Origin of the sequence: Acinetobacter gerneri DSM 14967 = CIP 107464 = MTCC 9824, from assembly GCF_000368565.1 — a bacterium.
GTDB classification, from domain to species: Bacteria; Pseudomonadota; Gammaproteobacteria; order Pseudomonadales; family Moraxellaceae; genus Acinetobacter; species Acinetobacter gerneri.
In genome coordinates, this window is record NZ_KB849533.1 from 154,161 (window position 1) to 177,915 (window position 23,755).

Sequence of the window (23,755 nt, forward strand, 5' to 3'; positions counted from 1 at the left end):
TAAGAATTTAGCTATGAAAACGATTTTACTTGTACCTACTGGGGAAGGTGTTGGTCTCACGTCAGCATGTTTGGGTCTGATTTATGCTTTGGAATGCCAAGGTATTAAAGCGGGTTTTTTAAAACCTTTTTCACAAGAAAATACCATTGATCCAGACCGTACAACGGCTTTGTATCGACACTTATCTCAACAAGAAACTGTTGAACCGATTGCCTATTCGACGCTAAGCAAGCAATTGAATAATGGTGAAACAGATGAATTGCTTGAAGAAGCCGTGAGTCTGCATCGTAAAATTGCAAAAAAACATGACATTATTATTGTTGAAGGCTTAGTTCCAAATTCACGTGACGCTTTTGTTAGTGAATTAAACGCATCACTAGCACAAGCACTCGATGCAAAAGTTTTATTTATCAGCAATGCTGACATCAATAAACCGTGTCAAACTGCGGATAAAGTAGAAGCACAATTACGCCATTTTGGCGGTGCATTTTCTAGTCGTACCATCGGTGTATTGTTTATGCGTACCCGTGGTTTACCAGAAAATTGTGCACAGATCCCTGTGACCATGGATCCTGAACTACGATTGGTCGATGAAATCAAACAATTCACGACAGATATTCAAAAGTCTCATGCGCAAATGGGTTCTGCTGCATTCCCAGTCGTTGGCTTAGTGCCATTTAGCGATACTTTAAGTGTGCCTCGTGTTTCTGATTTGGCGACACAAATTCAAGCGACTTGGATCAATGAAGGCAAAGCAAAATCACGTCGTGTCTTGCATAGTAGTTTAATTGCTTCAAACATCGAACATGAATTGCATAAATTTGTTGCTGGTGAATTGATCATTAGTGCTTCTGATCGTATTGATGTGTTATTGGCAAGCAGCTTGGCAACGAGCAACGGTATTCCACTTGCTGGTTTAGTCCTGACAGAACATCATGAGCCAAATCATTTGGTTATGGATTTTTGTCAAAGCGCGATCAAAAATGGTTTACCTATTTTACATACTCCGCTCAGCACTTTTGAAACAGCACAGCATCTCACCAATCTCAGCAATGAAATTCCTGTAGATGATACTGCCCGTGCAGAACAAGTGACACGTTTTGTCTCTAGCCATATTGATCCAGACTGGTTAACCCATATTCTAAACGGTGACTACAAACCTCGTCTGTCTCCATCTGCTTTCCGTCATGAATTGGTACAAAAATCAATTGCTGCCAAAAAGCGTATTGTTTTACCTGAAGGTGATGAACCTCGTACCATTCAAGCTGCTGCGATCTGTCAATCACGTGGTATTGCCCACTGTATCTTGTTGGCAAAACCAGAAGCTGTACTTGAAGTTGCAAAAGCACGTGGTATAGAACTTCCGCATGATTTGGAAATCATTGATCCTGATCTCATCCGTGATCAATATGCTCCGAAAATGGTTGAACTTCGCAAAGGCAAAACAACACTTGAACAAGCGAATGAACAATTACAGGATACTGTGGTTCTCGGCACGATGATGCTGGCACTTGATCAAGTTGATGGTTTGGTTTCTGGCGCAGTTCACACTACTGCAAATACAGTTCGCCCAGCTTTTCAACTGATTAAAACTGCACCTGAATATTCACTGGTTTCATCCATATTCTTTATGTTGCTACCAGATGAAGTTTATGTTTATGGTGACTGTGCTATCAATCCAGATCCTGATGCGGCACAGCTTGCAGAGATTGCAATCCAGTCTGCTGACTCTGCTAAAGCATTTGGTATTGATCCACGCATTGCGATGATTTCTTATTCTACGGGGACATCTGGTGCAGGTGCAGACGTAGAAAAAGTGGCTGAAGCAACGCGTATTGCAAAAGAACGTCGCCCTGATCTATTGATTGATGGACCATTACAGTACGACGCAGCATCTGTTGAAAGTGTAGGTAAATCCAAAGCACCTGATTCAAAAGTTGCAGGTCAAGCCAATGTGTTTATTTTCCCTGACCTCAATACAGGTAATACCACGTACAAGGCGGTTCAACGCTCTGCAAATGTCGTCAGTGTAGGTCCAATGTTGCAAGGTCTCAACAAGCCTGTAAATGATCTATCACGTGGCGCTTTGGTAGACGATATCGTGTTTACGATTGCCTTAACGGCGATCCAAGCTGAACAACAAGCAACTCAATGAGTTAGCTAAAGCAACATCATAAAGGCAAGCTTTTTAACGAAAGGCTTGCCTTTTTTAGTGCTTAAAACTCGATAAAAATATATTGACCAGACCAAGTATTTTATTTAGGTTGAGTCTTTTGATCTGTTTCTGAATCTTGATCTCTGGATAATGCTGCTTCAGGCTGAGCATGTGATTTAAAAGTCTGCTGTTGACCACCTACAGGTTTTTTCATGTGAATAGGACGATATTTTTTATTAAAAACTACCCCGCCCAATCGCCAACCATCCAAACAAGTCACACTTCCCCAAAAACGCTTTAATGACTCAACTTGAACACCGATAATGCCTTTTTCATTATCAATATCCACCATCTTATTTCCTCTCACCCCAGTCGGATGCACAGGTTCGTTATATAGAGCTGTTTTAAAAATCACATCCCAAATCGCAAAGACCTGACCAAAATTGCAGTTATGCAAAGTTGGACGTTCAGGGACAAAGTCCATGTGATGTAAGCGATGAAATTCTGGGCTGACAAATATTTTCCCAAAAACTGGACCAAAACCAATTCTGACATTGGCATGTGAAAAATTTTGTACCAATTCACCGAGGAGCATGAGCCAAACAAATTCTTCACCTGAGACACCCCAAAAAATACCTACCCCAGCCAATACAAAAGATTGCACCATTCCATCCAGATAATTGGTTCGATCATTGGTCCAACAGCTCATTTGTCTTTGACTATGATGAAAGCTATGCATCGCCCACCACCACGGCAAAATATGCTGGATGCGATGCATCAAGTAATAAACCAAATCATAGCTTAAATAATAGAGGATAAAAAACACCCAAACATGCTGATTTAACCACGGAAACTGCGTTCGCATGCTCCAAGCTGTTGTATCGCCTGAGCTGGGAGATACTCCACTAAAATAGTTTACGATCGGCGTCATGATCAAAAAAGCAAACAGCGGAAATAGCCCTACCAACATCAACCAAGTCAAATGGAAATCTATACGGGCATAGCGTCGATCATGCCATTTTTCGGCAGGAATTAAATTTTCCAGAGGTCGAAATAGTCCTGCAATAATCAAGAGTTGCAAGGCACCAATCATCAAGGTTGCAGCAATTTCAGTCGGAGAATCTGTATATTTTGTAATATGTAAAAAATCGAGCAAAGGTAAAACAGCATGCTGTCCCAACCAAGTGGCACATTGTTCCCAGAGCGCTACGATTTCGGAAAACATATTTCACTCCGCTTAATTTGCTGCATGCTTTTCGCTGCTAGAAGGTAGTTTTATTAAATGGTTCTAAATATCTTGATTTAACCTGCTAGAGATTAAAATCACATTAATTCTCACATCGTGCAACTTGTTTTTAATTTATGCTTTTTCTTATCTATAAAAAAAGCCTAACTTCATCATGTTAGGCTTTTAAAATTTTCAGATTTTATAGCTCATTTTGATCCATTGGGTCCAAAACAAAAAATAGACTGGGTTAGCGTGCCATCAAAGCAAATATCCCCCACCCCATATATTCACGTGTATATCGAGTATGGCGTTCTGGCTCAGAATGGAGTAAAGCTCGAACTTCTTCAAACAATTCATCTTTTGGGTTTTGCTCAAGCCAACGACGCATCGTTAGCCATTTACTTGCTTCATAACGGTCCCAACCATTTTGATTAGCCAACACCATTTCCACTACATCGTAGTTCAATTGATTAAAAAATGCGAGAAGATCGGGTAATAAAAGGTACTCTGAAATAGCACCTGCAAGACATCCTTTTGCAATTTCTTCTGTAGGTGGTGTTTGTATCCAATAGGGTTCGCCTATTAAAATCATTCCGCCTTTTCGCAAACTTTTATTTAAAAGCTCAATCGTTCCTTGTATCCCCGCACCGATCCATGTCGCTCCCACACATGCGGCTATATCGACTTTTTCAGTAGAAACATAACCAGCAGCATCATTGTGGCAAAAATTGACCAGCCCAGAAACACCGAGCTCCTGTGCACGTGAGTTTGCCTGCGTATGGAACAATTGACTCATATCTACACCAGTACCCACGACACCATAATCTCGTGCCCATGTACAAAGCATTTCCCCTGAGCCACTGCCCAAATCAAGTATTCGTGTGCCTGACCTTAAATCTAAAGCCGCCCCAAGTGTCTCTAAATCTTCTGGCATGAACGGGTTATGTATACGATGTCGGGCTTCGGTAATGTTAAAAATTCTTGGAATATCCATCGAAAAAACCTTATAAAATTTATAAATAGAATGATCATCTAAACAATGTCATCAATAATTAATATTTTGAAAACAAGTCATACTTTATAAAAATAATATTTACTATAATTCGTGACACTATTTATAAGAATAAAAAACATAAAAATTAAATATTTAGCTGTTTAATATTAATACAATCTCGAAAAACAATCCAGTTTAAAAATTGAAACAAATCATGCAAAGATGCTGCTCAAATTTTTCTTGCTAACCATACCGTATGTCCCGCACAGTTTGGATCTTCTGCAATCATTTTCACCACTTCAAATCCATGTTGGTTTAACAACCTCGTGTATTCTTCAGCAGATAAACTGGCATGATATAAAGCCTCCCCAAAAAGTTCACCTATAGCCTCACCTGCCGCTGGTCCACTGCTAAAGAGTAGCGCAGCATCTTTGTCAGCATGATCTTGGAATATCTGGAACATTGCACGTTGATCATCAGGTGTAAGATGAAAAAAACTGTCCCAAGCCAAGATCCCTGCAAATGTTTCATGCAAAGCCAATTTTCGCATATCGTGCAAGATCCAGCGCTGTTCAGGAAAACTTTGCTCTGCCATCTCAAGCATTTGCTCTGAACTATCAACACCTGTCAGCTGATAATTTTGCTTTATAAAATATTGTGCGATGGGCTTTCCTGAACCACAGCCCAAATCAAGGATTTTCGATGATTTAGGCATGATTGCTAAAAACGCATCCAACCATGCTTGCTCGTATAAAAACTCACCACGTAGATGAGTCCAATCACGTCCATGTTTTTGGTAAATATTGATAATATTTTTTGCCAAATCTTGTTGTTTGCTCATGGTTTTATGTTCATTTTGCAGTTTATTCTGAACAATATAGAACAAATATCCTGTGCTTTATGTAAAGTTCTCGATACTTTTGCATCCGATAAAACATGAATATTCACACAATATTAAGTAGATAAATCTCAGATTATTTATTTTATTTCAAAGATTAAACTTTTGACTAAATTTAAAGCAAAACGCCCACAAATCATGCTTTTTAGCTTATAATTTGCCGCGCTAGCTATCAGCCCGCTCAAGAGATTTTTGATATGACAACTATTATCAAGCAAGATGACTTGATCACTTCGATCAAGGACGCGCTTCAGTTCATTTCGTACTATCATCCACAAGACTTTATTCAAGCAATGAGTCGCGCTTATGACCGTGAAGAGAACAAAGCGGCAAAGGATGCAATTGCGCAAATCTTAATTAACTCGCGTATGTGTGCAGAAGGTCATCGTCCGATCTGTCAAGATACTGGTATTGTTAACGTATTTGTTGAAGTGGGCTTGGATGTTAAATTTGATTTAACATTGAGCTTAGACGATGCGATCAATGAAGGCGTTCGTCAAGGTTATCTAGAAAATTCTAACGTGCTTCGTGCATCAGTTCTTGCAGATCCAGCATTTGGTCGTAAAAATACCAAAGACAATACGCCTGCTGTGATCCACTACAAACTCGTACCGGGCAACAAAGTTGATATTACTGTTGCTGCTAAGGGTGGCGGTTCAGAAAATAAATCTAAACTTGCAATGTTAAACCCTTCTGACTCAATCGTAGACTGGGTACTTAAAACTGTTCCAACTATGGGTGCAGGTTGGTGTCCTCCTGGTATGCTTGGTATAGGTATCGGTGGTACTGCTGAAAAAGCCATGATGCTTGCTAAAGAAGCATTGATGGAAGAAATCAACATGGACGAATTGCTTCGTCGTGGTCCACAAAACCAAACTGAAGAGCTTCGTATTGAAATCTTCGAAAAAGTAAATGCGCTTGGTATTGGTGCTCAAGGTCTTGGCGGTTTAACAACTGTTCTTGATATTAAAATCAAAGATTACCCTTGCCATGCTGCTGGTAAACCAGTGGGTATGATTCCAAACTGTGCTGCCACTCGTCATGCACATTTCCAATTGGATGGTACAGGTGTTGCACATATTCAAGCACCTAAACTTGAAGATTATCCTGATGTTGCTTTTGATTCATCTTCTTCTAAACGTGTAAATTTAGACACGATTACTCAAGAAGAAATGAACTCTTGGAAACCAGGCGATACATTGCTTCTAAACGGTACAATCTACACAGGTCGTGATGCTGCGCACAAACGTATGGTAGACATGCTCAATAAAGGCGAGCAACTTCCTGTCGACCTTAAAGGTAAATTTATTTACTACGTTGGTCCAGTTGATCCTGTTGGTGATGAAGTTGTTGGTCCTGCTGGTCCTACGACTGCAACACGTATGGACAAATTTACTCGTCAAGTACTCGAAGCTACAGGTATGTTCGGTATGATCGGTAAAGCTGACCGTGGTCCTACTGCAGTTGAAGCAATCAAAGACAACAAAGCAACTTACTTAATGGCAGTGGGTGGCGCAGCTTACCTCGTGTCTAAAGCAATCCGTGAAGCTGAAGTTGTTGCATTTGCTGATTTGGGTATGGAAGCAATCTACAAATTTGTAGTTGAAGATATGCCTGTAACTGTTGCTGTTGATACTGAAGGTACTTCTATCCATGCAATTGCACCAAAAATCTGGCAAGCAAAAATTGGTAAAATCCCTGTAGTTGATGCTGCTGCAAATTAATTTTAAATCATCGGCTTAATTAAAAATTAACTTGATATTTAAACTAAAAGCACTCTAATATTAGAGTGCTTTTTTTATACATTAGAGAATAATAATGAAAAAAAATTCCCGCTCAAAAATTTTATTTGGTAGCCTGTTTTTTGCTTTTAGTTCAATGACTTTTGCAACACCTGCGACTGATCAGAGCATCAATCTATTTTTTAATAATCTAAACTTAACAGAAATGTTTGAGGTCTATCAAAATAAAAATACAGCCGCATATGATCGTGAAGCAGACCAAATCATCAAGCAATATGCTGGCCATAGTGCATTAACAACTGATGAACATTTACTTAGCATCAAACTCAGTCTGCTCCTACAAAATTTTTCAAAAGATTTTATCCGAAGCCCTGAGATCAAAACTGAATTAAAAAAAATATATAAAGAAAAATTTACTGAAGAAGAAATGCAGGCTTATATCAAATTTTTAGCAACCCCCGAAGGTCGATCAATTTTTTATAAGTCCATTGAAATCTCAGGAGATTTATCTGAAATGGGATCCAATATTATGCACAAGGTCATGCAAACGCCTGAATTTGAAAAAAAATATAGCAAGCAAGTGACCGAAATTATGCAACAATTACATGAATTGAGTCATGAAAATTAAGGATAATCCTATGAAATTTAAAAATTTAAGATCGAGTATCGTATTATCAACAGCAAGTTTATTATTTTCTGGATTGGCTCTTTCAAGCACGAGCTTTGCAGCTGCACCAAGTGATCAGTCGATCCAACAACTCTTTAAAGTCATGAATTTGGAACAACTGACTCAAGAAACAATGCAGCAACTTAAACCACAGCTCGCAAATCAAGCCACACAAATGGTTTCGATGATCACGCATCATTCAGAATTAAATGCAAAAGAACAGAAAGTTGCACAGCAAGTGACTGAAAAATTGTATAGCAAAACCTCTGAAATGGTTTCTTGGAAATACTTACAACCGATATACACCCAAGTCTACAAAGAAGCGTATAGCCAAGAAGAAGTGCAAGCACAAATTGATTTTTACGCAACACCTATCGGTCAATCGATTTTAAAGAAAACGCCTATCGTAGCGCAAAAAACCATGGCATTGATGAGTGATGGCATACAAAAAGCTGCGCTGACTCAAGCACAAGATATGCAAACAATCCTCAATCAATTGCATGAATAACAATGGATAAAGATGCTTACGCACCATTTCTCATCACAATTTAAAGAATATCAAAATGAAAAACAAATTCTTATGTCTATTGTTTTGTATTGCGACTCATGCGACCGCTTCACCTGCAAAAGATGAAACAATCCAAAAGCTTTTTGAATTGACTGATACAAAAAATTCAATTCAAAAAAGCTACGCAATTAAAAACGCTAAATACGATCTACTTGCGCAAAAGCAAGTGATGATGCATTTAAAAAACTTTGATCAAAGTTCATTAACCAATAAACAACTTCTCGTTGCTGCACAAATTGCCAAATTAATGAAAGATCAAGATGAAACTTTTAGAACGCCAGAGCAAGAATATACCTATCGCTTCAACCAGTATAAAAAATACCACAGCGAAGAAAGCTTGCAATATTTGATTCAGCATAGTCAAACGGATGCAGAAAAAGTCTTGATTCAAAAAACTGATTTAGTCGGTTTATATTATCTCTCAACAGGTTCTGAAACCATCCCTTCTTATTTATCTCAGACGGATTTCTACCCTGTTTTAATTAGAGATATTTTAAAAATAAAACCACAAAACTCGGGCATGGAGAACACACCATGAAACGGTATCAATATCTTTTATTGAGTTCATTTATACTGATTTTTTCAAATAGCTGTTTTGCAAGTCCTGCAAGTAAAGACACCGTTTATGAAGTTCTTCATGCCAGCAAAGTTGATCAAATTATAAAATCGATGCAAAACGAACGTTATATAAATTTTTATAGCGATTCAATGATTAAAGGTTTGAAGGAAGCCAATCCGAATATCACTCAACTTCAAGAACAGCAAATACGCGAACATATCAAAAAATACTTACAAAGCACGGATTTTGAAATTTATTTTAAGAATCAGTTGAGTTGGCCATTTTTATCTTATTTTGAAGAAGAAGAATTGATTCACTTATTGCAAATATATGAAGCACCTTTAGCTCAACAATTTTTTGAACAAGAATACAAACGCTATTTAGACTTAAATGATGAATCATTTAAAAAATATAGTTTAACGAAAGATCAAGATTTAGAAGAAAAAATCCAAAAAATGCTGAATACTTTATAATCAGCAACTTATTTATAGACATAAATGAGGGGGATGTAGATCATCCATCCCCCTAATAAAATCAGAGTGTACTTACTCACAATCTAGCACTTTAAGCAGATTACCAAGTAGAAGGTTTCCAGATTTTAAATGGTGTTTCTAAATGAACATCATCACTGACTTTATATTTCTCACCTTTAATCTGCTCTTTTGGCTTGGTCACTCTGCCCTGCTCATCACGAGTCGCGACAAAGTTTAATCCCGGCGATTTCAATTGAGTCATCGCAATTTCTTTAAGCGCACCTTTGGTCGGCATTTGCATCACAGGACCAGAACGAAGCAAATCCACACCATCCTCTCCGTTTGGACTACCTCGGAATTGCTCTTCTTCATACTTGATAAAATATTGCTTGCCAGACTCAACACTAAAATCAACCACCCGAGGTTTTTGAAACTTGACTACAGATAAAGGACGACTGATCGTCAAACGATACGTTCCTGGTGGCAATTCTAACCAATAATAATGATTGCTGATCAAACTCGGAATACGTTTTCCATTGATATAGAAATTGGGTGCAATGATTTCTTGGCGATTCCACTTACTGTCAGGTCGATACAAATAAATGACCGCAGCTTCGGCATTTTGTGGATGAACCAACTTAAAATACGGCGCAGGATCTTGACGAACCCACGACCCAGTTGAAAACCCCGTGACACCATATTGATCAAGTAAGGTCGGCTCTTTATCTAGATTGACTTGTTTTAGGGTCGAAACGAGATTTGAAGTGTTTTCTTTGGGCTTGCTTTGATGACTTTGACAAGCAACTAAAGTCATTGACGTAATAATAACCAAACTAAGATAACGCATGAACATCCCTCACCGCGTATTTTTTTATTTTTTTAAATTAGAATAAAACTCTATTTCTAAGGATCTTACCATTTCACAATCAATTTAAAAATAAAAAACGTGCAAAAAGTCTGACTTCTTACACGTTTCGGATGAATAACAATGATAATTAAGCAGATTTACTGTTTAAAACTTTTAAATCTACCTTATCTGAGTTTTCTTCAGCCTTTTTAGGTTGACGCTCTTTTTGATAAATTGGGGCAGCTTTATCATTGATCACAGCTTCGTTGATAATCACTGTACCCACATCTGTACGACTTGGTAAATCATACATCGTTTCGAGCAATACATTTTCTAAAATAGAACGCAGACCACGCGCACCTGTATTACGTTCAAGTGCTTTTTGAGCAACTGCACGTAATGCAGAATCTTCAAATAAAAGGTCTACATTTTCCATTTCAAATAAATATTGATACTGACGTGTTAATGCATTTTTCGGTTCAGTCAAAATTTGCATTAATGCTTCTGCATCCAATTCTTCAAGTGTAGCAATGACTGGCAAACGACCGATAAACTCTGGAATCAAACCAAATTTAACCAAATCTGCTGCTTCAACTTGACGGAAAAGTTCAGAAAGCTTTTTCGTATCATCTTTATTTTTAACATCAGCAGTGAAACCGATTCCACCTTTTTCCTGACGTTGTTGCACCACTTTTTCAAGTCCAGAGAATGCACCACCACAAATAAACAAGATATTTGAAGTATCAATCTGAATGAACTCTTGTTGTGGATGCTTACGCCCACCTTGAGGAGGAATAGACGCCACAGTACCTTCGATCATTTTCAAAAGTGCTTGCTGTACGCCTTCACCTGATACATCACGAGTAATCGATGGATTTTCAGATTTACGGGTAATCTTGTCGATTTCGTCGATATAGATAATGCCTTTTTGCGCTTTTTCTACATCATAATCTGCTTTTTGCAAAAGCTTTTGTACAATGTTTTCAACATCTTCACCCACATAACCTGCTTCGGTTAAAGTGGTTGCATCTGCCATCGCAAAAGGTACATCTAAAAGACGAGCAAGCGTTTGCGCAAGTAAAGTTTTACCTGAACCAGTAGGTCCAATCAAAAGAATATTACTTTTCGCAAGTTCAACAGCATCTTCGGCTTTATGACCTTGAGTCACTTTTAGACGTTTATAATGGTTATATACTGCAACTGAAAGTGTTTTCTTCGCAGTATCTTGACCAATCACATACTGATCTAGCGCTGCACGAATTTCATGTGGCTTTGGCAATGGACGAGAAGCCCAATCACCACTATCCACTTGTTGGCTGGTTTGAACTAAGTCTAAGCATACGTCCACACATTCGTTACAAATGTATGCGTCCTCGCCTGCAATCAGTTTTCCGACTTCAGACTGCGTTTTACCGCAAAATGAACAATGCTTTTGTCCTTGAGGATTATCGGACATCTTTACTCCAAATTTTTATATCTTACAAAAGCTTAGTCTTGTGGGCGCTTTGAAAGCACTTGGTCGACTAAACCATATTCTTTGGCTTGTTGTGCTGTCATAAAGTTATCACGATCCGTATCTTTAGCGACACGTTCATAGTCTTGACCACTATGCTCAGCCATTAAACGATTTAAACGTTCTTTGATAAATAAAATCTCACGAGCGTGGATTTCAATATCAGATGCTTGTCCACGGAATCCGCCCAAAGGTTGGTGAATCATAACACGTGCATTTTCCAAGCAGTAACGTTTACCTTTTGCACCAGCATTCAATAAAAATGCGCCCATAGATGCAGCTTGTCCCATGCAATATGTCACCACATCGGGTTTGATGAATTGCATAGTATCGTAAATTGCCATACCTGCTGTCACTGAGCCACCAGGTGAATTAATATATAAATGAATATCTTTTTCTGGATTTTCGGCTTCTAAAAACAACATTTGCGCAACGATTAAGTTGGCCATATTGTCTTCTACTTCACCTGTTAAAAAAATGACACGTTCACGTAAAAGACGTGAAAAAATATCAAAAGAACGCTCACCACGTGAAGACTGTTCTACAACAACCGGGACTAATGCGTTTTCAATAGATGGAACATACATACGTTATTTATTCCTGAATTTTTGTTACTCAGCTCATACTGACAATATGAGGGATAATGATCAAAATTGCAAAATATTCCCAATTAAATATCAAATTTTTTTTGAATAAGCATTGTGAAAATAGGACATTTACATACAAGAGATGAGGATTATTTGGATATTCTCATAAAAACCCTAAAAACATATATAAAAAAAGGCGCTTTCGCGCCTTTTTCAGTCTAAACAACTTAGCCTTGTTGACGTGCTTGTTGTTCAGCCAATAGGTCTTGGTAAGACACTTCAGTGTTTTTCACTTTAGCAGAAGCTAAGATGTGATCAACCACTTGGTCTTCTAAAACAACTGCTTCAATTTGAGCACGTTGTTGTTTGTCATTTTTGAAGTATTCGATCACTTCAGTTGGATCTTCGTAAGAAGAAGCCATATCTTCGATATAAGCATCTACACGAGCAGGATCAACTTCAAGTTTAGCATCAGCCAATACTTTGCTTACGAGTACGCCAAGTTTAACTGATTTTTCAGCTTGCTCTTTGAACAAATCATCTGGAAGCATGCTTGAATCAAATGCTTGCGCACCTTGAGCACCAAACTGTTGAGTGAACTGTTGGATCATTTGTTGACGTTGACGGTCAATTTCTTGAGCAACCATAGCAGTTGGAACTTCAACATCATTAGCAGCAACTAATGCATCAAAAGTCGCGCCTTTAACTTGGTTACGTAAACCATTTTTCACTTCACGTTCCATGTTTTTGCGAACGTCAGCTTTTAATTTGTCTACGCCATCTTCTTCAGTCAAACCAAATACTTTTAAGAATTCAGCATCGATTTCTGGAAGTTTAGATTTTTCTACAAGCTTAACAGTAATTTTGAATTGAGCTTGTTTACCAGCAAGATTTTCAGCTTGGTAATCTTCAGGGAAAGTTACATCGATAACTTTCTCTTCGCCTTTTTTCATGCCCACGATGCCATCTTCGAAGCCAGGGATCATGCGGTTAGAACCTAAAACAAGTTTAAAGTCTTCAGCAGAACCGCCTTCAAATTTTTCGCCATCAATAGAACCTTCAAAGTCGAAAGTTACTTGCATGTCTTTTTTCGCCATACCTTTGGTTTCAACCCAAGTTTGACGTTGTTTTTGCAAGTTTTCGAGCATTGTATCAACGTCTTTGTCGTTGATATCAGTTGATTTACGTTCGATTTCTAAATCGTCAAACGCTTTAACTTCAACTTCAGGATAAACTTCTACAGTTGCTTCATAAACTAAAGCATCTTCTTTGTTTTCTACTTTTTCAATGTTTGGCATACCAACAGCATTGATTTTTTCTTGTTGAATTGCTTCAAACACAGTGTCACGAATGATGTCGTTGACAACTTCTTGGTAGATACCTGCACCGTATTCGCGACGTACAACGTCTACAGGCACTTTACCTGGACGGAAGCCGTTAATCTTCGCAGTTTTAGCAGTGCGTTTGATACGAGCTTCGAACTGCTCGTTAATACGGCTCGTCGGTACAGTTACATTTAAACGACGGGCAACGCCCGAAACCGCTTCAGAAGTTACTTGCATGGCTTCCTCGATATGAATTTAGTAATAACAGTTTTTAAAAAAGTGCCACATTATATGACAACATTTCAAGATATACAAAAAACATGCTTATTTCATGCGAATTTAATCAAATTTTAGATTTTTTTGATCACAAAACAATCAAAAGCATTTCATTTTATTTTTGAATAATTTTGACTGCAAAGCAAAATGGATTACAAATCACTAAAACCATCTCCACAAATGATTCAAAATTTATTTCGTATGATTTTTAATCTATTTTATTTATATTTATTTTATATTCAATAGTTTAATTAACTTTTTAACTTGATTAAAATTTACCAAAGCGATTGTAAATCATTATACCATTGAGATTTACAATCGTTAACTAATGAAATTAGAAACAAGAATTATTATTATTCGCATACAAATTACCAGTTACTTTTTTTGAGTTTCAATATGTCTTTCATTAAAACACGTAAAAAGATTGTATCTTCAGCGATCGTATCTTCTTTATCAGTGATGGCGAGCACAGCAGCTCTTGCGGCTCAAGATGAACAAGCGACACAACTTCCTAAAATTCAAGCTGAGGCAAGTGCAGAAGAACAACAAGGTTTAAAAGTAGATCGCTCTGCAAATACTAAATTCGTTGCACCTTTACTTGATACTCCAAAATCAGTGTCTGTCATTTCTAAACAACTGATTGAAGATACCAACGTTACAACTTTAAGTGATGCACTTCGTACAGTGCCGGGGATCACTTTGGGTGCTGGTGAAGGTGGTAACCCGAACGGTGACCGTCCATTCATCCGTGGTTATAACTCTGAAAGCTCTATGTATGTAGATGGTGTACGTAACGCAACTTCACAAAACCGTGAAATGTTTGCTGTAGAACAAGTTGAAGTAACCAAAGGTTCTGCTTCAGCAATGGGCGGTGCAGGAACATCTGGCGGTAGTATCAACATGATCTCTAAAGTTGCCAAAAAAGGTGATTCTTTAGAGGGTTCTGTACAAGGCGGTACTGACCAGTACGCACGTATTACATTAGATGGCAACAAAGACTTTGGTAATGGCATCGCGGCACGTGTTGCTGTTATGGGCCATACCAATGAAAAAGCTGGTCAAGCAAATGGTGCTGAATATAACCGTTTTGGTATCGCGCCAAGTATCACATTTGGTTTAGACACCCCTACTCGTGCGACTTTAAGCTACTACTACTTAAAATCTGACGATACTCCAGATTCTGGCGTACCTTATCATTATGATACAGCTAAAAAAGCAACAGTAGGCAAACCAATAGAGGTTAAACAAGGGATCTATTACGGCTTACAAGACCGTGATTTCCAAAAACAAGAAAATCAAATCGGTACGATTAAAATCGAACATGATATTACTGATGATTTAACAATCAGCAATGTAGCTGTATATAATAAATCAAAAAATGATTACCTATGGACTCAACCAGATGACTCTAAAGGTAACGTTGTAAATGGTGAAGTGTGGCGTCGTATTAACTCACGTATTACAGATACTGATTCGTTTACAGATCAACTCTCACTTCGTGGTAAATTTAAGACAGGTACTTTAGAGCATCGCTTTAATGTCGGAGCTGAGTACAATAAGCAAGAATCAGATCGTGGTAATTATTTGACCAGCTATCCAGGCTACACAGGAACAACGACAGGTGGTTTCAATAGTGATTGTAAAATCAATGATGCATGGTGTACCTCTTTAACCAATCCGAATCCATTTGATCGATGGTTAGGTTCACGTACTGCAGATAAAGCAACTACTACAGTTGAAACTGAATCTCAATCTGTTTACCTACTTGATAATATTGAAATCAATAAGCAATGGTTAATTGACTTAGGCTTACGTTGGGATAAATTTGATACTGATTTGACTTACAATAAGGCTTCAGGTGATATCAAAGCTGGTACAAAATATAGCTCAAGCAATGATTTCTTTAACTATCAAGCAGGCGTAACTTATAAACCTGTTGAAAATGGTTCTATTTATTTAAGCTTTGCGACTTCAACAAACCCTGTTGGTGTTGATGCTGGTGATGGTTCTGAAGGTATTAGCGTTCCTGGACGTAATAACAATGACGAACAAGCTCGTGCGATGAATAACCTTAAACCTGAAGAAGTGAAAACTTATGAATTAGGTACTAAATGGGATTTATTTAACAATCGTTTAAACTTAACTGCTGCAATCTTCCGTACTGAAAAAACAAATACTCGTGCTACAGATACTGATGGTTACACTCGTAATATTGGTGAAACACGTGTTGACGGTATTGAGATCGGAGCAACAGGTAACATTACTGATAAATGGGCAGTTTCTGCAGGCTATACTTATTTAGATAGTGAAATCGTAGATGGTGGTTTCAGTAAAGATAGCAATGGAAACTATGTACCAAGCTCAACAAATGGTAATCAAGTACAAAATGTAGCTAAAAACAGCGCAACACTTTGGACAACTTATAAAGTATTACCAAAATTGACTCTTGGTGGTGGCGCAACTTATATGGACAAAGTATTTGGTGATGCTGCAAATTCCAAATGGGTTCCATCATACGTTCGTTACGATGCAATGGCTCGTTATGACGTAACTTCAGACGTTAACGTACAATTAAATGTTAACAACCTCTCTGACAAACGCTACTTCTCTAAAGCATACGCTTCACACTATGCAACAGAAGCTGAAGGCCGTAGTGCAGTATTAGCGCTTAACTTCAAATTCTAATTGATAAATCCCTATAAATTTTAAGGGTTTTAAGATAAAATAGCTCCTCTCGTGGGGCTATTTTTATTTGATTATTTATTTAATTATTTTTTTAATAAAGGTGTTTGCTGTGATCCACCATATTCCAAATGTTTTGAGTAAAGAACAAGTTCAATATTTCCGTACAGAAATGGACAAAGTTGATTGGGTAGATGGAAAAGTTTCGACAGGAAATCTTTCAGCAAATGTCAAAAACAACCAACAACTCGATGAAAATCATCCGTTGACTGAACACCTCGGCAATATCATTTTAGATGCCTTAGCCAATCATCCTTTATTTTTATCTGCGGCAATTCCGCTTGAAATCTTGCAACCTTATTTTAATCGTTATGAAAATAATGAAGCTTTTGGTTTTCATGTGGACAATTCTATTCGCAGAATCAGAGCATCAAAACAAAAAATTCGTACTGACCTCTCTTGCACCATTTTTTTAACTGAACCAGAAGAGTATGAAGGTGGTGATCTCGTTGTTGAAGATACTTATGGTTATCATGAAGTTAAACTCCCTGCGGGCGATATGATTCTATACCCTTCAACCAGTTTGCATGAAGTTACCCCTGTGACCAAAGGCTGCCGTGTTGCCTCATTTTTTTGGTTACAAAGCATGATCCGTGATGAAGCTGATCGTTATATGTTATTCAATTTGGATCAAAGCATCCAAAATCTACGTGTACAACTCGGTGATCAACATCCCGAAGTCAACAAATTGACCAGTATGTATCACAACCTCATCCGTAAATGGGCTGAAGTTTAAGACATTTATAAAGTATAAAGAGAATATCCGATGCCAAATACCTTACGCCCTGCCCTCACCGCGATTCCTGCACATTTGCAAACCTTATTGGACTACGAAAGAGAGGCAAAGGATTTTTTGCCTGAAGCCACTTGGCACTATTTGCAAGGTGGGGCGATGAGCGAGTCAAGTATTCGCAATAATTTGGCATCATTTGAAAAAATCAAACTTGTTCCTCGACTTCTAAATGACCTCACTCATGGCTCAACCAAGTGTCAGTTGCTCGGACAAAGTTTTCCTCATCCTATATTCTTGGCACCGATCGGTCATCAGCAACTTTTCCATCCTCAAGGGGAAGCAGCAACTGCCCTTGCAGCAGAAGTTTTACAAAGTAATTTAATCTTAAGCACATTTACCAATACTGATTTACATGAATTAAAACAAGAAAATCCTTTCAAATGGTTTCAACTGTATTGGCAAGGTGAACGTGAAAAATCACTTGCTTTACTTAAGCAAGCTGAAGCACATGATTATAAAGCGATTGTGATTACGGTAGATTCACCTCATAAAGGAATTCGTGATCGTGAAAATCAGCTGTTTTTTCAACTTCCTGAAGGCATGCAGCACCCACATACTCCAGCACATATCCCCTTGCCCGAGCTTAAAAATGGTGAACATCCTGTTTTTAATGGCTTGATGCGCATTGCACCGACTTGGAAAGATATCGAGTGGATCATCCAACAAACAGACCTACCTATTATTTTAAAAGGGATATTGCATCCTAAAGATGCAGAAATTGCGCTAAAAATTGGTATAAAAGGGCTGATTATTTCCAATCATGGTGGTAGAGTCTTAGATACCAGTATTGCGCCACTCGATGCTTTAAGCAACATTCGAGCAGTCGTCCCAGATGATTTCCCACTGTTACTCGATGGCGGCATCCGACGAGGTACTGATGTTTTCAAAGCGATCGCGCTTGGTGCAAATGCGGTACTTATTGGACGACCTTATATCCATGGATTGGCGGTTGCAGGCGCGCTTGGTGTGGCGCATGTGCTTCGAATTTTAAAAGAAGAATTTGAAATAACCATGGCTTTAATGGGAACAGCTACCGTAAATGAAATCAATTCAGAATATATTTTCCGTGAATAGCACTTTTAAAGGAAATTATTTTCTTTCTTTATAAAAAAACTGCAAATTTAGGGAAATATTTTCTAAAGGTTTGATTTATGATAATTCAATAGGGTTACAACCAAGAGATACAAGATAAACAAATCAAGTTATAAGTGTTGTAATCTTTCACAAATTTCAAGTCATTGTTTTACCGCCAAGCGCTTGAAATTTTAAAGGATAGACACAATCTATATCAGTAGCACGTTGCCTTTACCCAAGATTCGAGCAGCCTCTACTACGCAGGAGTTTTCACATGATGTTGGCAGATCCAAGTAAAAAATATCGTCGCATGTACCAACGTGTCGACTTACCAAATCGCGAATGGCCGAATAAAGAAATTAACAAGGCGCCTATTTGGATGAGTACCGACCTGCGTGACGGTAACCAAGCGATCTTTGAGCCAATGAACATTGAACAAAAGTTTAAAATGTTCCAAATGCTTGTGAAAATTGGTTTCAAACATATCGAAATTGGTTTCCCTTCTGCGTCACAAGTTGACTTTGATTTCACTCGTAAATTGATTGAAGAAGGTCATATTCCTGAAGACGTTTATATCGAAGTTTTGGTTCAAGCGCGTGATCATTTGATTCAACGTACCTTTGAATCTTTACAAGGTGCAAAACGTGCAATTGTGCATATTTACAATTCAAATTCTCCAACATTCCGTGAAAAAGTATTGAATGTTGATATTGCAGGCGCTAAACAACTTGCAATCAATGCTGCAACTAAAGTGAAAGAATATGCAGCAAAACAACCTGAAACCGAATTTATTTTCCAATACAGCCCAGAATGCTTCACTGCAACTGAGTTAGAAGTTGCCAAAGATGTATGTGATGCTGTCACTGAAATTTGGGAAGCTTCACCAACAAATAAAGTCATTTTAAACTTGCCTGCAACTGTGGAAGTTTCAACACCAAATGTTTATGCAGACCAAATTGAATGGATGCATAAAAACATTGCACGTCGTGATGGTGTTTTGATTTCTGTACATTGTCATAATGACCGTGGCTGTGGTATCGCAGCATCTGAGCTTGCAATCATGGCTGGTGCTGACCGTGTTGAAGGCTGTGTTTTTGGTAACGGCGAACGTACAGGTAACGTTGACGTTGCTGCGATTGCATTGAATATGTATAGCCAAGGTGTTGCACCTGAACTTGATTTTTCAAATATCAATGAAATTATCGCAACAGTTGAAGAATGTACTGGCTTACCCGTTCATCCTCGCCATCCTTATGCGGGTGACTTAGTCTTTACTGCATTCTCTGGTTCTCACCAAGATGCAATCAAAAAAGGCTTTGAGTTCCAAAAAGATCAAGAAATGTGGGATATGCCTTATTTACCAATCGATCCTAAAGATTTGGGTCGTGACTATGACGCAGTCATTCGTGTCAACAGCCAATCTGGTAAAGGCGGTATCGCATATTTATTGGAATCAAACTACAACGTGGTCTTGCCTCGTCGTTTACAAATTGAGTTTTCACAAGTCGTGCAACAAGTGGCTGATGAAGAAGGTGTAGAAGTTTCTGCTCAACAAATTTGGACTTTATTCAAAGATACTTATGTTGAAACTAAAAATGCACATTATTCAGCGAAAAACTATCGCTTGCATGATGAAAATGGCAACCAAGTCATTGAACTTGATGTAACTGTCAATGGTGAAACTCAGCACTTACGTGGTGAAGGTAACGGTCCGATTTCTGCGATTTTAGATGCGCTTCAATTGCCAATTGATGTCGTAAATTATGAAGAACGTAGTATCAGTTCTGGTGCACATGCAAAAGCCTTGGCATTGATCGAACTTCAAGTAAAAGGCACTGGTAAATCAGCATTTGGTGCTGGCGTGCATGACAACATCGTCACTTCTTCTATTGAAGCGATTATTGCCTCTACTAACCGTTTGATTGAACAAGGTGTCTTAAGCACTGATCAAGTGATTGCAGCAGCAGTTTAAACAACTCAGCTATATCGTTTTTTGATATAGCGCGGTCATTGTAAAAAACATCATGAAAGGATACCCTTGTTGGTATCCTTTTTGGTCTTTATATTTTAGTCTTTGAAATATAAAAACCTTACTCATTTCTAAAGCTAAGGCGAATTATTCCTGTGTCTTTTCCAGCTGACTCGGTGGGTTTAGTCACCCCGCAAAAATTCCAATTTGAAGCGCCATTAGAGCTTGAATGTGGTCGAGTATTGCCACGTTTTGACCTTATGGTTGAGACCTATGGAACATTAAATGCAGACAAATCCAATGCAATTTTAATTTGTCATGCACTTTCAGGACATCATCATGCAGCAGGTTATCATCATGAAGATGATAAAAAAGCAGGCTGGTGGGATGCTTGTATTGGTCCAGGCAAAGCGATAGATACTTCAAAATTCTTTGTTGTTGCGCTCAACAATATCGGTGGTTGTAGTGGTTCTACTGGCCCTACTTCACCAAATCCTGAAAATGACAATCGTCCATATGGACCTGATTTCCCGCTTGTGACGGTTCGTGACTGGGTAAAAACTCAAGCCATGCTTTCAGATCGTATGGGCATTGAGGTTTGGTATTCAGTGATCGGTGGTTCATTGGGTGGCATGCAAGCACTTCAATGGTCAGTCGATTATCCAGATCGTTTACAAAAATGTGTGATCATCGCAAGTGCACCAAAACTTTCTGCACAAAATATTGCTTTCAACGAAGTGGCACGTCAGTCCATCTTATCTGATCCTGACTTCCATCATGGTCGTTATCTGGAAAATGATAGCTATCCAAAACGTGGCTTAATTTTGGCACGTATGGTGGGTCATATTACCTATCTTTCAGAAGAAGCCATGAAACAAAAATTTGGTCGTGATTTAAAATCAGGCAAATTTATGTATGGTTTCGATGTCGAGTTTCAAGTAGAAAGCTATCTACGCTATCAAGGCGAACAATTTAGCCGAAACTTCGATGCCAATACTTATCTCATCATGACTAAGGCGTTGGATTATTTTGATCCTTCACGTGAGTATCAGCAGTCTTTGGTTAAGGCAATGTCCAATACCAAATGTCGTTTCTTGGTGGTTTCATTTACCACAGATTGGCGCTTTACCCCTGCTCGATCACAAGAAATCGTGGATGCCTTGATTAGTAATCAAAAACCAGTGAGCTATCTAGATATTGATGCAGAACAAGGACATGACTCGTTCTTGTTCCCTATTCCTTTATACGTCCAATCATTACGCGCATTTTTAGGCGGTATAGAACACCTTAAAGCGACACCTAAGGAGGCAGTGTAATGCGTATCGATCATCAACTTGCAGAAAAATGGATTAAACCGAACTCTACCGTACTTGATTTAGGCTGTGGCGATGGCGAATTGCTGGCTCATATGAGCAAAAAGCACAATATTCAGGCATATGGATTAGAAATTGATCAAGAAAAGATTGCAATTGCAGTCAGTAGAGGGTTAAATATTATTCAACAAGACTTAAATCTCGGTTTAGAGCGTTTTGCAGATCAATCTTTCGATTATGTTGTGATGGCACAAGCACTCCAAGCCGTAGATGCGCCAGACGAGTTACTTCGCGATATGGTGCGTGTGGGAAAACAGGCGATTATTACATTCCCGAACTTTGCGCATTGGAAGACCCGCTCTTTCCTTGCCTTGAAAGGGATGATGCCTGTTTCTGAAGCTTTACCGTATATGTGGTACAATACGCCGAACATCCACCTATGCACCTTCCGTGATTTTGAAGCTCTCTGTGCTGAAAATCATATAAAGATTATTAATCGACTCGCCGTTAATGGGAATCAACAAGGGAGCTTACTGAGTAAGTCTATCCCGAATTTGTTCGGTGAAGTCGCGATTTACCGAGTGAGCGCTCTATGAAAAAAACGATATTTTCGACTCTCCTTTTTGGAGCATTAAGTTTTAATGCTTATGCTGATTATATTCCTCAGCAACAACAATCAACTTCAGCTTTGGCAGCTCAATATGCAAATATGGATGTAAACAATTTGCAACGTTATGCCAAATCTGGACAAGCCGCAGCTCAATTCTATTTAGGTATGCATTATCAATATGGTAAAGGCGTAGCTAAAGATGAAAAGCAAGCTTTTACTTGGTACAAAGCGGCAGCAGATCAAGGTATTACGGCAGCACAGCTCAATGTGGGGCGTATGTATGCTGATGGTATTGGTATCTCTAAAAATGAAAATCAAGCACGCCAATATTTTGAAAAAGCAGCGAGCCACGGCGATAACCGTGCAAGTTTTAATTTAGCCATGATGGATGAGCAAAAGAAAAACTATATGGGTGCTTATCAGTGGTATGAGCTTTCATCACGTGACGGCATGTTAGACAATAAAGTCATCAATATGTCTGAAGCGAAGAAAACTGCATTGGCTGCAAACTTAACCTCAGATCAAATCCGTACTGCACGTGATCGCGCAGACAAATGGATTCAAGCGCAATAATCTTTTATTGACGCATATTAAGCACCTACGGGTGCTTTTTTTATGCATTATTCATTAGCAATACGGCAAATGTTCAAGCTTGTAAATATCATTTTTTCTATTTCGCTTTTTAACTTTAGAATCCGTTAAAATAGCTTATCTTAAAATATTCGAGTTTAGATATGTCATCTAAAGATTGGTTATCCCAAGGAACACTGGTACTTGCAAGCAACAATAAAGGTAAAATCGTAGAATTTGAAAAAATGTTCAATGATTTGAAATTACCTGTTGAAGTCATTCCACAAGGAAAACTCGATATCGAAGATGCCATCGAAGACGGTCTAAGCTTTGTTGAAAATGCCATTATCAAAGCTCGCCATGCTTCTAAAATTTCTGGAAAACCTGCGATTGCAGATGACTCAGGTATTTGTGTCCCTGTTTTAGGTGGTGCGCCTGGGATTTATTCTGCTCGTTATGCAGGTGAACATGGTAATGATGCATTAAATAACACAAAACTTTTAAGTGAACTACAACCCTACCGTAAACCAGGTCAAGCTATTGATGCAATGTTCGTTTGTGTTTTGGCATTGGTACAACATGCAGATGACCCATTACCACAAATCTTCCAAGGCATTTGGAAAGGTCAAGTTTTAGAGGCAGCACGTGGTGAAAATGGCTTTGGTTATGACCCACTGTTTTGGCTTCCTGAGCTCGGTATTTCAAGTGCAGAAATGAGTAAAGAGGAAAAAAATAAAATCAGCCATCGTGGTCAAGCAATGCAGTTATTTAAAGCAAGTTTAAGCTGATCTAAAAACGGTGGATCAATCCTAATAAATCTCCCCTAACCCCTCTTTAAAAAAGAGGGGGATT

21 protein-coding genes are annotated in these 23,755 nt (G+C 38.4%); 14 read left to right on the forward strand and 7 right to left on the reverse strand.

The window, feature by feature from the left end:
- Positions 1-13 precede the first annotated feature (13 nt).
- Positions 14-2,155: a phosphate acetyltransferase gene (gene pta / locus F960_RS00995; RefSeq protein ID WP_004855001.1), complete on the forward strand. Its 2,142-nt coding sequence runs from the start codon at positions 14-16 to the stop codon at positions 2,153-2,155.
- Between the two features lie 100 nt (positions 2,156-2,255).
- On the opposite strand, the gene F960_RS01000 is transcribed toward pta, so the two are convergent.
- The 3 genes from F960_RS01000 to F960_RS01010 all read right to left on the reverse strand — a co-directional run bounded on the left by F960_RS01000 (position 2,256) and on the right by F960_RS01010 (position 5,218).
- Complete coding sequence (locus tag F960_RS01000) at positions 2,256-3,380, reverse strand: sterol desaturase family protein (protein WP_004855004.1); 1,125 nt, start codon at positions 3,378-3,380, stop codon at positions 2,256-2,258.
- A 250-nt stretch (positions 3,381-3,630) separates the two neighbouring features.
- The gene (locus F960_RS01005) at positions 3,631-4,377 is read right to left on the reverse strand and encodes an SAM-dependent methyltransferase (protein WP_004855008.1); all 747 of its coding nucleotides are present in this window, start codon (positions 4,375-4,377) and stop codon (positions 3,631-3,633) included.
- A gap of 229 nt (positions 4,378-4,606) precedes the next feature.
- Positions 4,607-5,218 (reverse strand): class I SAM-dependent DNA methyltransferase, encoded by a 612-nt coding sequence (locus tag F960_RS01010; protein WP_004855011.1) that lies wholly within the window; start codon positions 5,216-5,218, stop codon positions 4,607-4,609.
- 254 nt (positions 5,219-5,472) lie between these two features.
- On the opposite strand from F960_RS01010, the gene F960_RS01015 reads away from it, so the two are divergent.
- From F960_RS01015 to F960_RS01035, 5 genes are all read left to right on the forward strand, one after another.
- Positions 5,473-6,999 (forward strand): fumarate hydratase, encoded by a 1,527-nt coding sequence (locus F960_RS01015; protein WP_004855017.1) that lies wholly within the window; start codon positions 5,473-5,475, stop codon positions 6,997-6,999.
- A 94-nt stretch (positions 7,000-7,093) separates the two neighbouring features.
- A complete protein-coding gene (locus tag F960_RS01020; RefSeq protein WP_004855022.1) occupies positions 7,094-7,645 on the forward strand; it encodes a DUF2059 domain-containing protein in 552 nt (183 codons plus the stop codon).
- 10 nt (positions 7,646-7,655) lie between these two features.
- Positions 7,656-8,192, forward strand: coding sequence for a DUF2059 domain-containing protein (locus F960_RS01025; RefSeq protein ID WP_004855024.1), 537 nt, complete (start codon positions 7,656-7,658; stop codon positions 8,190-8,192).
- A 55-nt stretch (positions 8,193-8,247) separates the two neighbouring features.
- Entirely contained in the window at positions 8,248-8,790 is a 543-nt protein-coding gene (locus F960_RS01030; RefSeq protein ID WP_004855025.1) for a DUF2059 domain-containing protein, read from the forward strand.
- Positions 8,787-9,284: a hypothetical protein gene (locus tag F960_RS01035; protein WP_004855027.1), complete on the forward strand. Its 498-nt coding sequence runs from the start codon at positions 8,787-8,789 to the stop codon at positions 9,282-9,284. Before F960_RS01030 ends, F960_RS01035 begins: the two co-directional genes overlap by 4 nt.
- A 100-nt stretch (positions 9,285-9,384) precedes the next feature.
- Here F960_RS01035 and F960_RS01040 read toward each other — a convergent pair whose 3' ends face one another.
- The 4 genes from F960_RS01040 to tig form a co-directional block, all read right to left on the reverse strand.
- A complete protein-coding gene (locus F960_RS01040) occupies positions 9,385-10,131 on the reverse strand; it encodes a DUF2846 domain-containing protein (protein WP_004855032.1) in 747 nt (248 codons plus the stop codon).
- 148 nt (positions 10,132-10,279) lie between these two features.
- Complete coding sequence (clpX, locus tag F960_RS01045) at positions 10,280-11,587, reverse strand: ATP-dependent Clp protease ATP-binding subunit ClpX (RefSeq protein WP_004855034.1); 1,308 nt, start codon at positions 11,585-11,587, stop codon at positions 10,280-10,282.
- Positions 11,588-11,619: 32 nt separating this feature from the next.
- Positions 11,620-12,231 (reverse strand): ATP-dependent Clp endopeptidase proteolytic subunit ClpP, encoded by a 612-nt coding sequence (clpP, locus tag F960_RS01050; RefSeq protein WP_004855037.1) that lies wholly within the window; start codon positions 12,229-12,231, stop codon positions 11,620-11,622.
- Positions 12,232-12,458: 227 nt separating this feature from the next.
- Positions 12,459-13,793 (reverse strand): trigger factor, encoded by a 1,335-nt coding sequence (tig, locus tag F960_RS01055; RefSeq protein ID WP_004855040.1) that lies wholly within the window; start codon positions 13,791-13,793, stop codon positions 12,459-12,461.
- 435 nt (positions 13,794-14,228) lie between these two features.
- On the opposite strand from tig, the gene F960_RS01060 reads away from it, so the two are divergent.
- The 8 genes from F960_RS01060 (at position 14,229) to rdgB (ending at position 23,691) form a co-directional block, all read left to right on the forward strand.
- Positions 14,229-16,517: a TonB-dependent receptor gene (locus tag F960_RS01060; RefSeq protein WP_004855046.1), complete on the forward strand. Its 2,289-nt coding sequence runs from the start codon at positions 14,229-14,231 to the stop codon at positions 16,515-16,517.
- A 109-nt stretch (positions 16,518-16,626) separates the two neighbouring features.
- The gene (locus tag F960_RS01065) at positions 16,627-17,310 is read left to right on the forward strand and encodes a Fe2+-dependent dioxygenase (protein ID WP_004855048.1); all 684 of its coding nucleotides are present in this window, start codon (positions 16,627-16,629) and stop codon (positions 17,308-17,310) included.
- Between the two features lie 30 nt (positions 17,311-17,340).
- Positions 17,341-18,441, forward strand: a complete 1,101-nt coding sequence (locus F960_RS01070) for an alpha-hydroxy acid oxidase (RefSeq protein WP_004855050.1) — start codon at positions 17,341-17,343, stop codon at positions 18,439-18,441.
- A gap of 274 nt (positions 18,442-18,715) precedes the next feature.
- Positions 18,716-20,413, forward strand: coding sequence for a 2-isopropylmalate synthase (gene leuA, locus F960_RS01075; protein ID WP_004855053.1), 1,698 nt, complete (start codon positions 18,716-18,718; stop codon positions 20,411-20,413).
- A gap of 152 nt (positions 20,414-20,565) precedes the next feature.
- Positions 20,566-21,726, forward strand: coding sequence for a homoserine O-succinyltransferase MetX (metX, locus tag F960_RS01080; RefSeq protein ID WP_004855055.1), 1,161 nt, complete (start codon positions 20,566-20,568; stop codon positions 21,724-21,726).
- A complete protein-coding gene (gene metW, locus F960_RS01085) occupies positions 21,726-22,319 on the forward strand; it encodes a methionine biosynthesis protein MetW (RefSeq protein ID WP_004855059.1) in 594 nt (197 codons plus the stop codon). Before metX ends, metW begins: the two co-directional genes overlap by 1 nt.
- Positions 22,316-22,906 carry a tetratricopeptide repeat protein gene (locus F960_RS01090; RefSeq protein ID WP_004855062.1) on the forward strand — a complete coding sequence of 197 codons (591 nt, stop codon included), beginning with the start codon at positions 22,316-22,318 and terminating at the stop codon, positions 22,904-22,906. Before metW ends, F960_RS01090 begins: the two co-directional genes overlap by 4 nt.
- 161 nt (positions 22,907-23,067) lie before the next feature.
- Complete coding sequence (gene rdgB, locus F960_RS01095; protein ID WP_004855064.1) at positions 23,068-23,691, forward strand: RdgB/HAM1 family non-canonical purine NTP pyrophosphatase; 624 nt, start codon at positions 23,068-23,070, stop codon at positions 23,689-23,691.
- Positions 23,692-23,755: the final 64 nt, after the last annotated feature.

Bases quoted from the DNA above. Each gene is read 5' to 3' on its own strand.
- F960_RS01005 (WP_004855008.1), bottom strand. From the start codon at position 4,377: ATGGATATTCCAAGAATTTTTAACATTACCGAAGCCCGACATCGTATA.
- F960_RS01060 (WP_004855046.1), top strand. From the start codon at position 14,229: ATGTCTTTCATTAAAACACGTAAAAAGATTGTATCTTCAGCGATCGTA.
- clpP (WP_004855037.1), bottom strand. From the start codon at position 12,231: ATGTATGTTCCATCTATTGAAAACGCATTAGTCCCGGTTGTTGTAGAA.
- pta (WP_004855001.1), top strand. From the start codon at position 14: ATGAAAACGATTTTACTTGTACCTACTGGGGAAGGTGTTGGTCTCACG.
- clpX (WP_004855034.1), bottom strand. From the start codon at position 11,587: ATGTCCGATAATCCTCAAGGACAAAAGCATTGTTCATTTTGCGGTAAA.
- F960_RS01030 (WP_004855025.1), top strand. From the start codon at position 8,248: ATGAAAAACAAATTCTTATGTCTATTGTTTTGTATTGCGACTCATGCG.
- metW (WP_004855059.1), top strand. From the start codon at position 21,726: ATGCGTATCGATCATCAACTTGCAGAAAAATGGATTAAACCGAACTCT.
- F960_RS01000 (WP_004855004.1), bottom strand. From the start codon at position 3,380: ATGTTTTCCGAAATCGTAGCGCTCTGGGAACAATGTGCCACTTGGTTG.
- F960_RS01020 (WP_004855022.1), top strand. From the start codon at position 7,094: ATGAAAAAAAATTCCCGCTCAAAAATTTTATTTGGTAGCCTGTTTTTT.
- F960_RS01010 (WP_004855011.1), bottom strand. From the start codon at position 5,218: ATGAGCAAACAACAAGATTTGGCAAAAAATATTATCAATATTTACCAA.
- F960_RS01070 (WP_004855050.1), top strand. From the start codon at position 17,341: ATGCCAAATACCTTACGCCCTGCCCTCACCGCGATTCCTGCACATTTG.
- F960_RS01025 (WP_004855024.1), top strand. From the start codon at position 7,656: ATGAAATTTAAAAATTTAAGATCGAGTATCGTATTATCAACAGCAAGT.
- F960_RS01035 (WP_004855027.1), top strand. From the start codon at position 8,787: ATGAAACGGTATCAATATCTTTTATTGAGTTCATTTATACTGATTTTT.
- rdgB (WP_004855064.1), top strand. From the start codon at position 23,068: ATGTCATCTAAAGATTGGTTATCCCAAGGAACACTGGTACTTGCAAGC.
- F960_RS01015 (WP_004855017.1), top strand. From the start codon at position 5,473: ATGACAACTATTATCAAGCAAGATGACTTGATCACTTCGATCAAGGAC.
- F960_RS01090 (WP_004855062.1), top strand. From the start codon at position 22,316: ATGAAAAAAACGATATTTTCGACTCTCCTTTTTGGAGCATTAAGTTTT.
- leuA (WP_004855053.1), top strand. From the start codon at position 18,716: ATGATGTTGGCAGATCCAAGTAAAAAATATCGTCGCATGTACCAACGT.
- F960_RS01040 (WP_004855032.1), bottom strand. From the start codon at position 10,131: ATGCGTTATCTTAGTTTGGTTATTATTACGTCAATGACTTTAGTTGCT.
- tig (WP_004855040.1), bottom strand. From the start codon at position 13,793: ATGCAAGTAACTTCTGAAGCGGTTTCGGGCGTTGCCCGTCGTTTAAAT.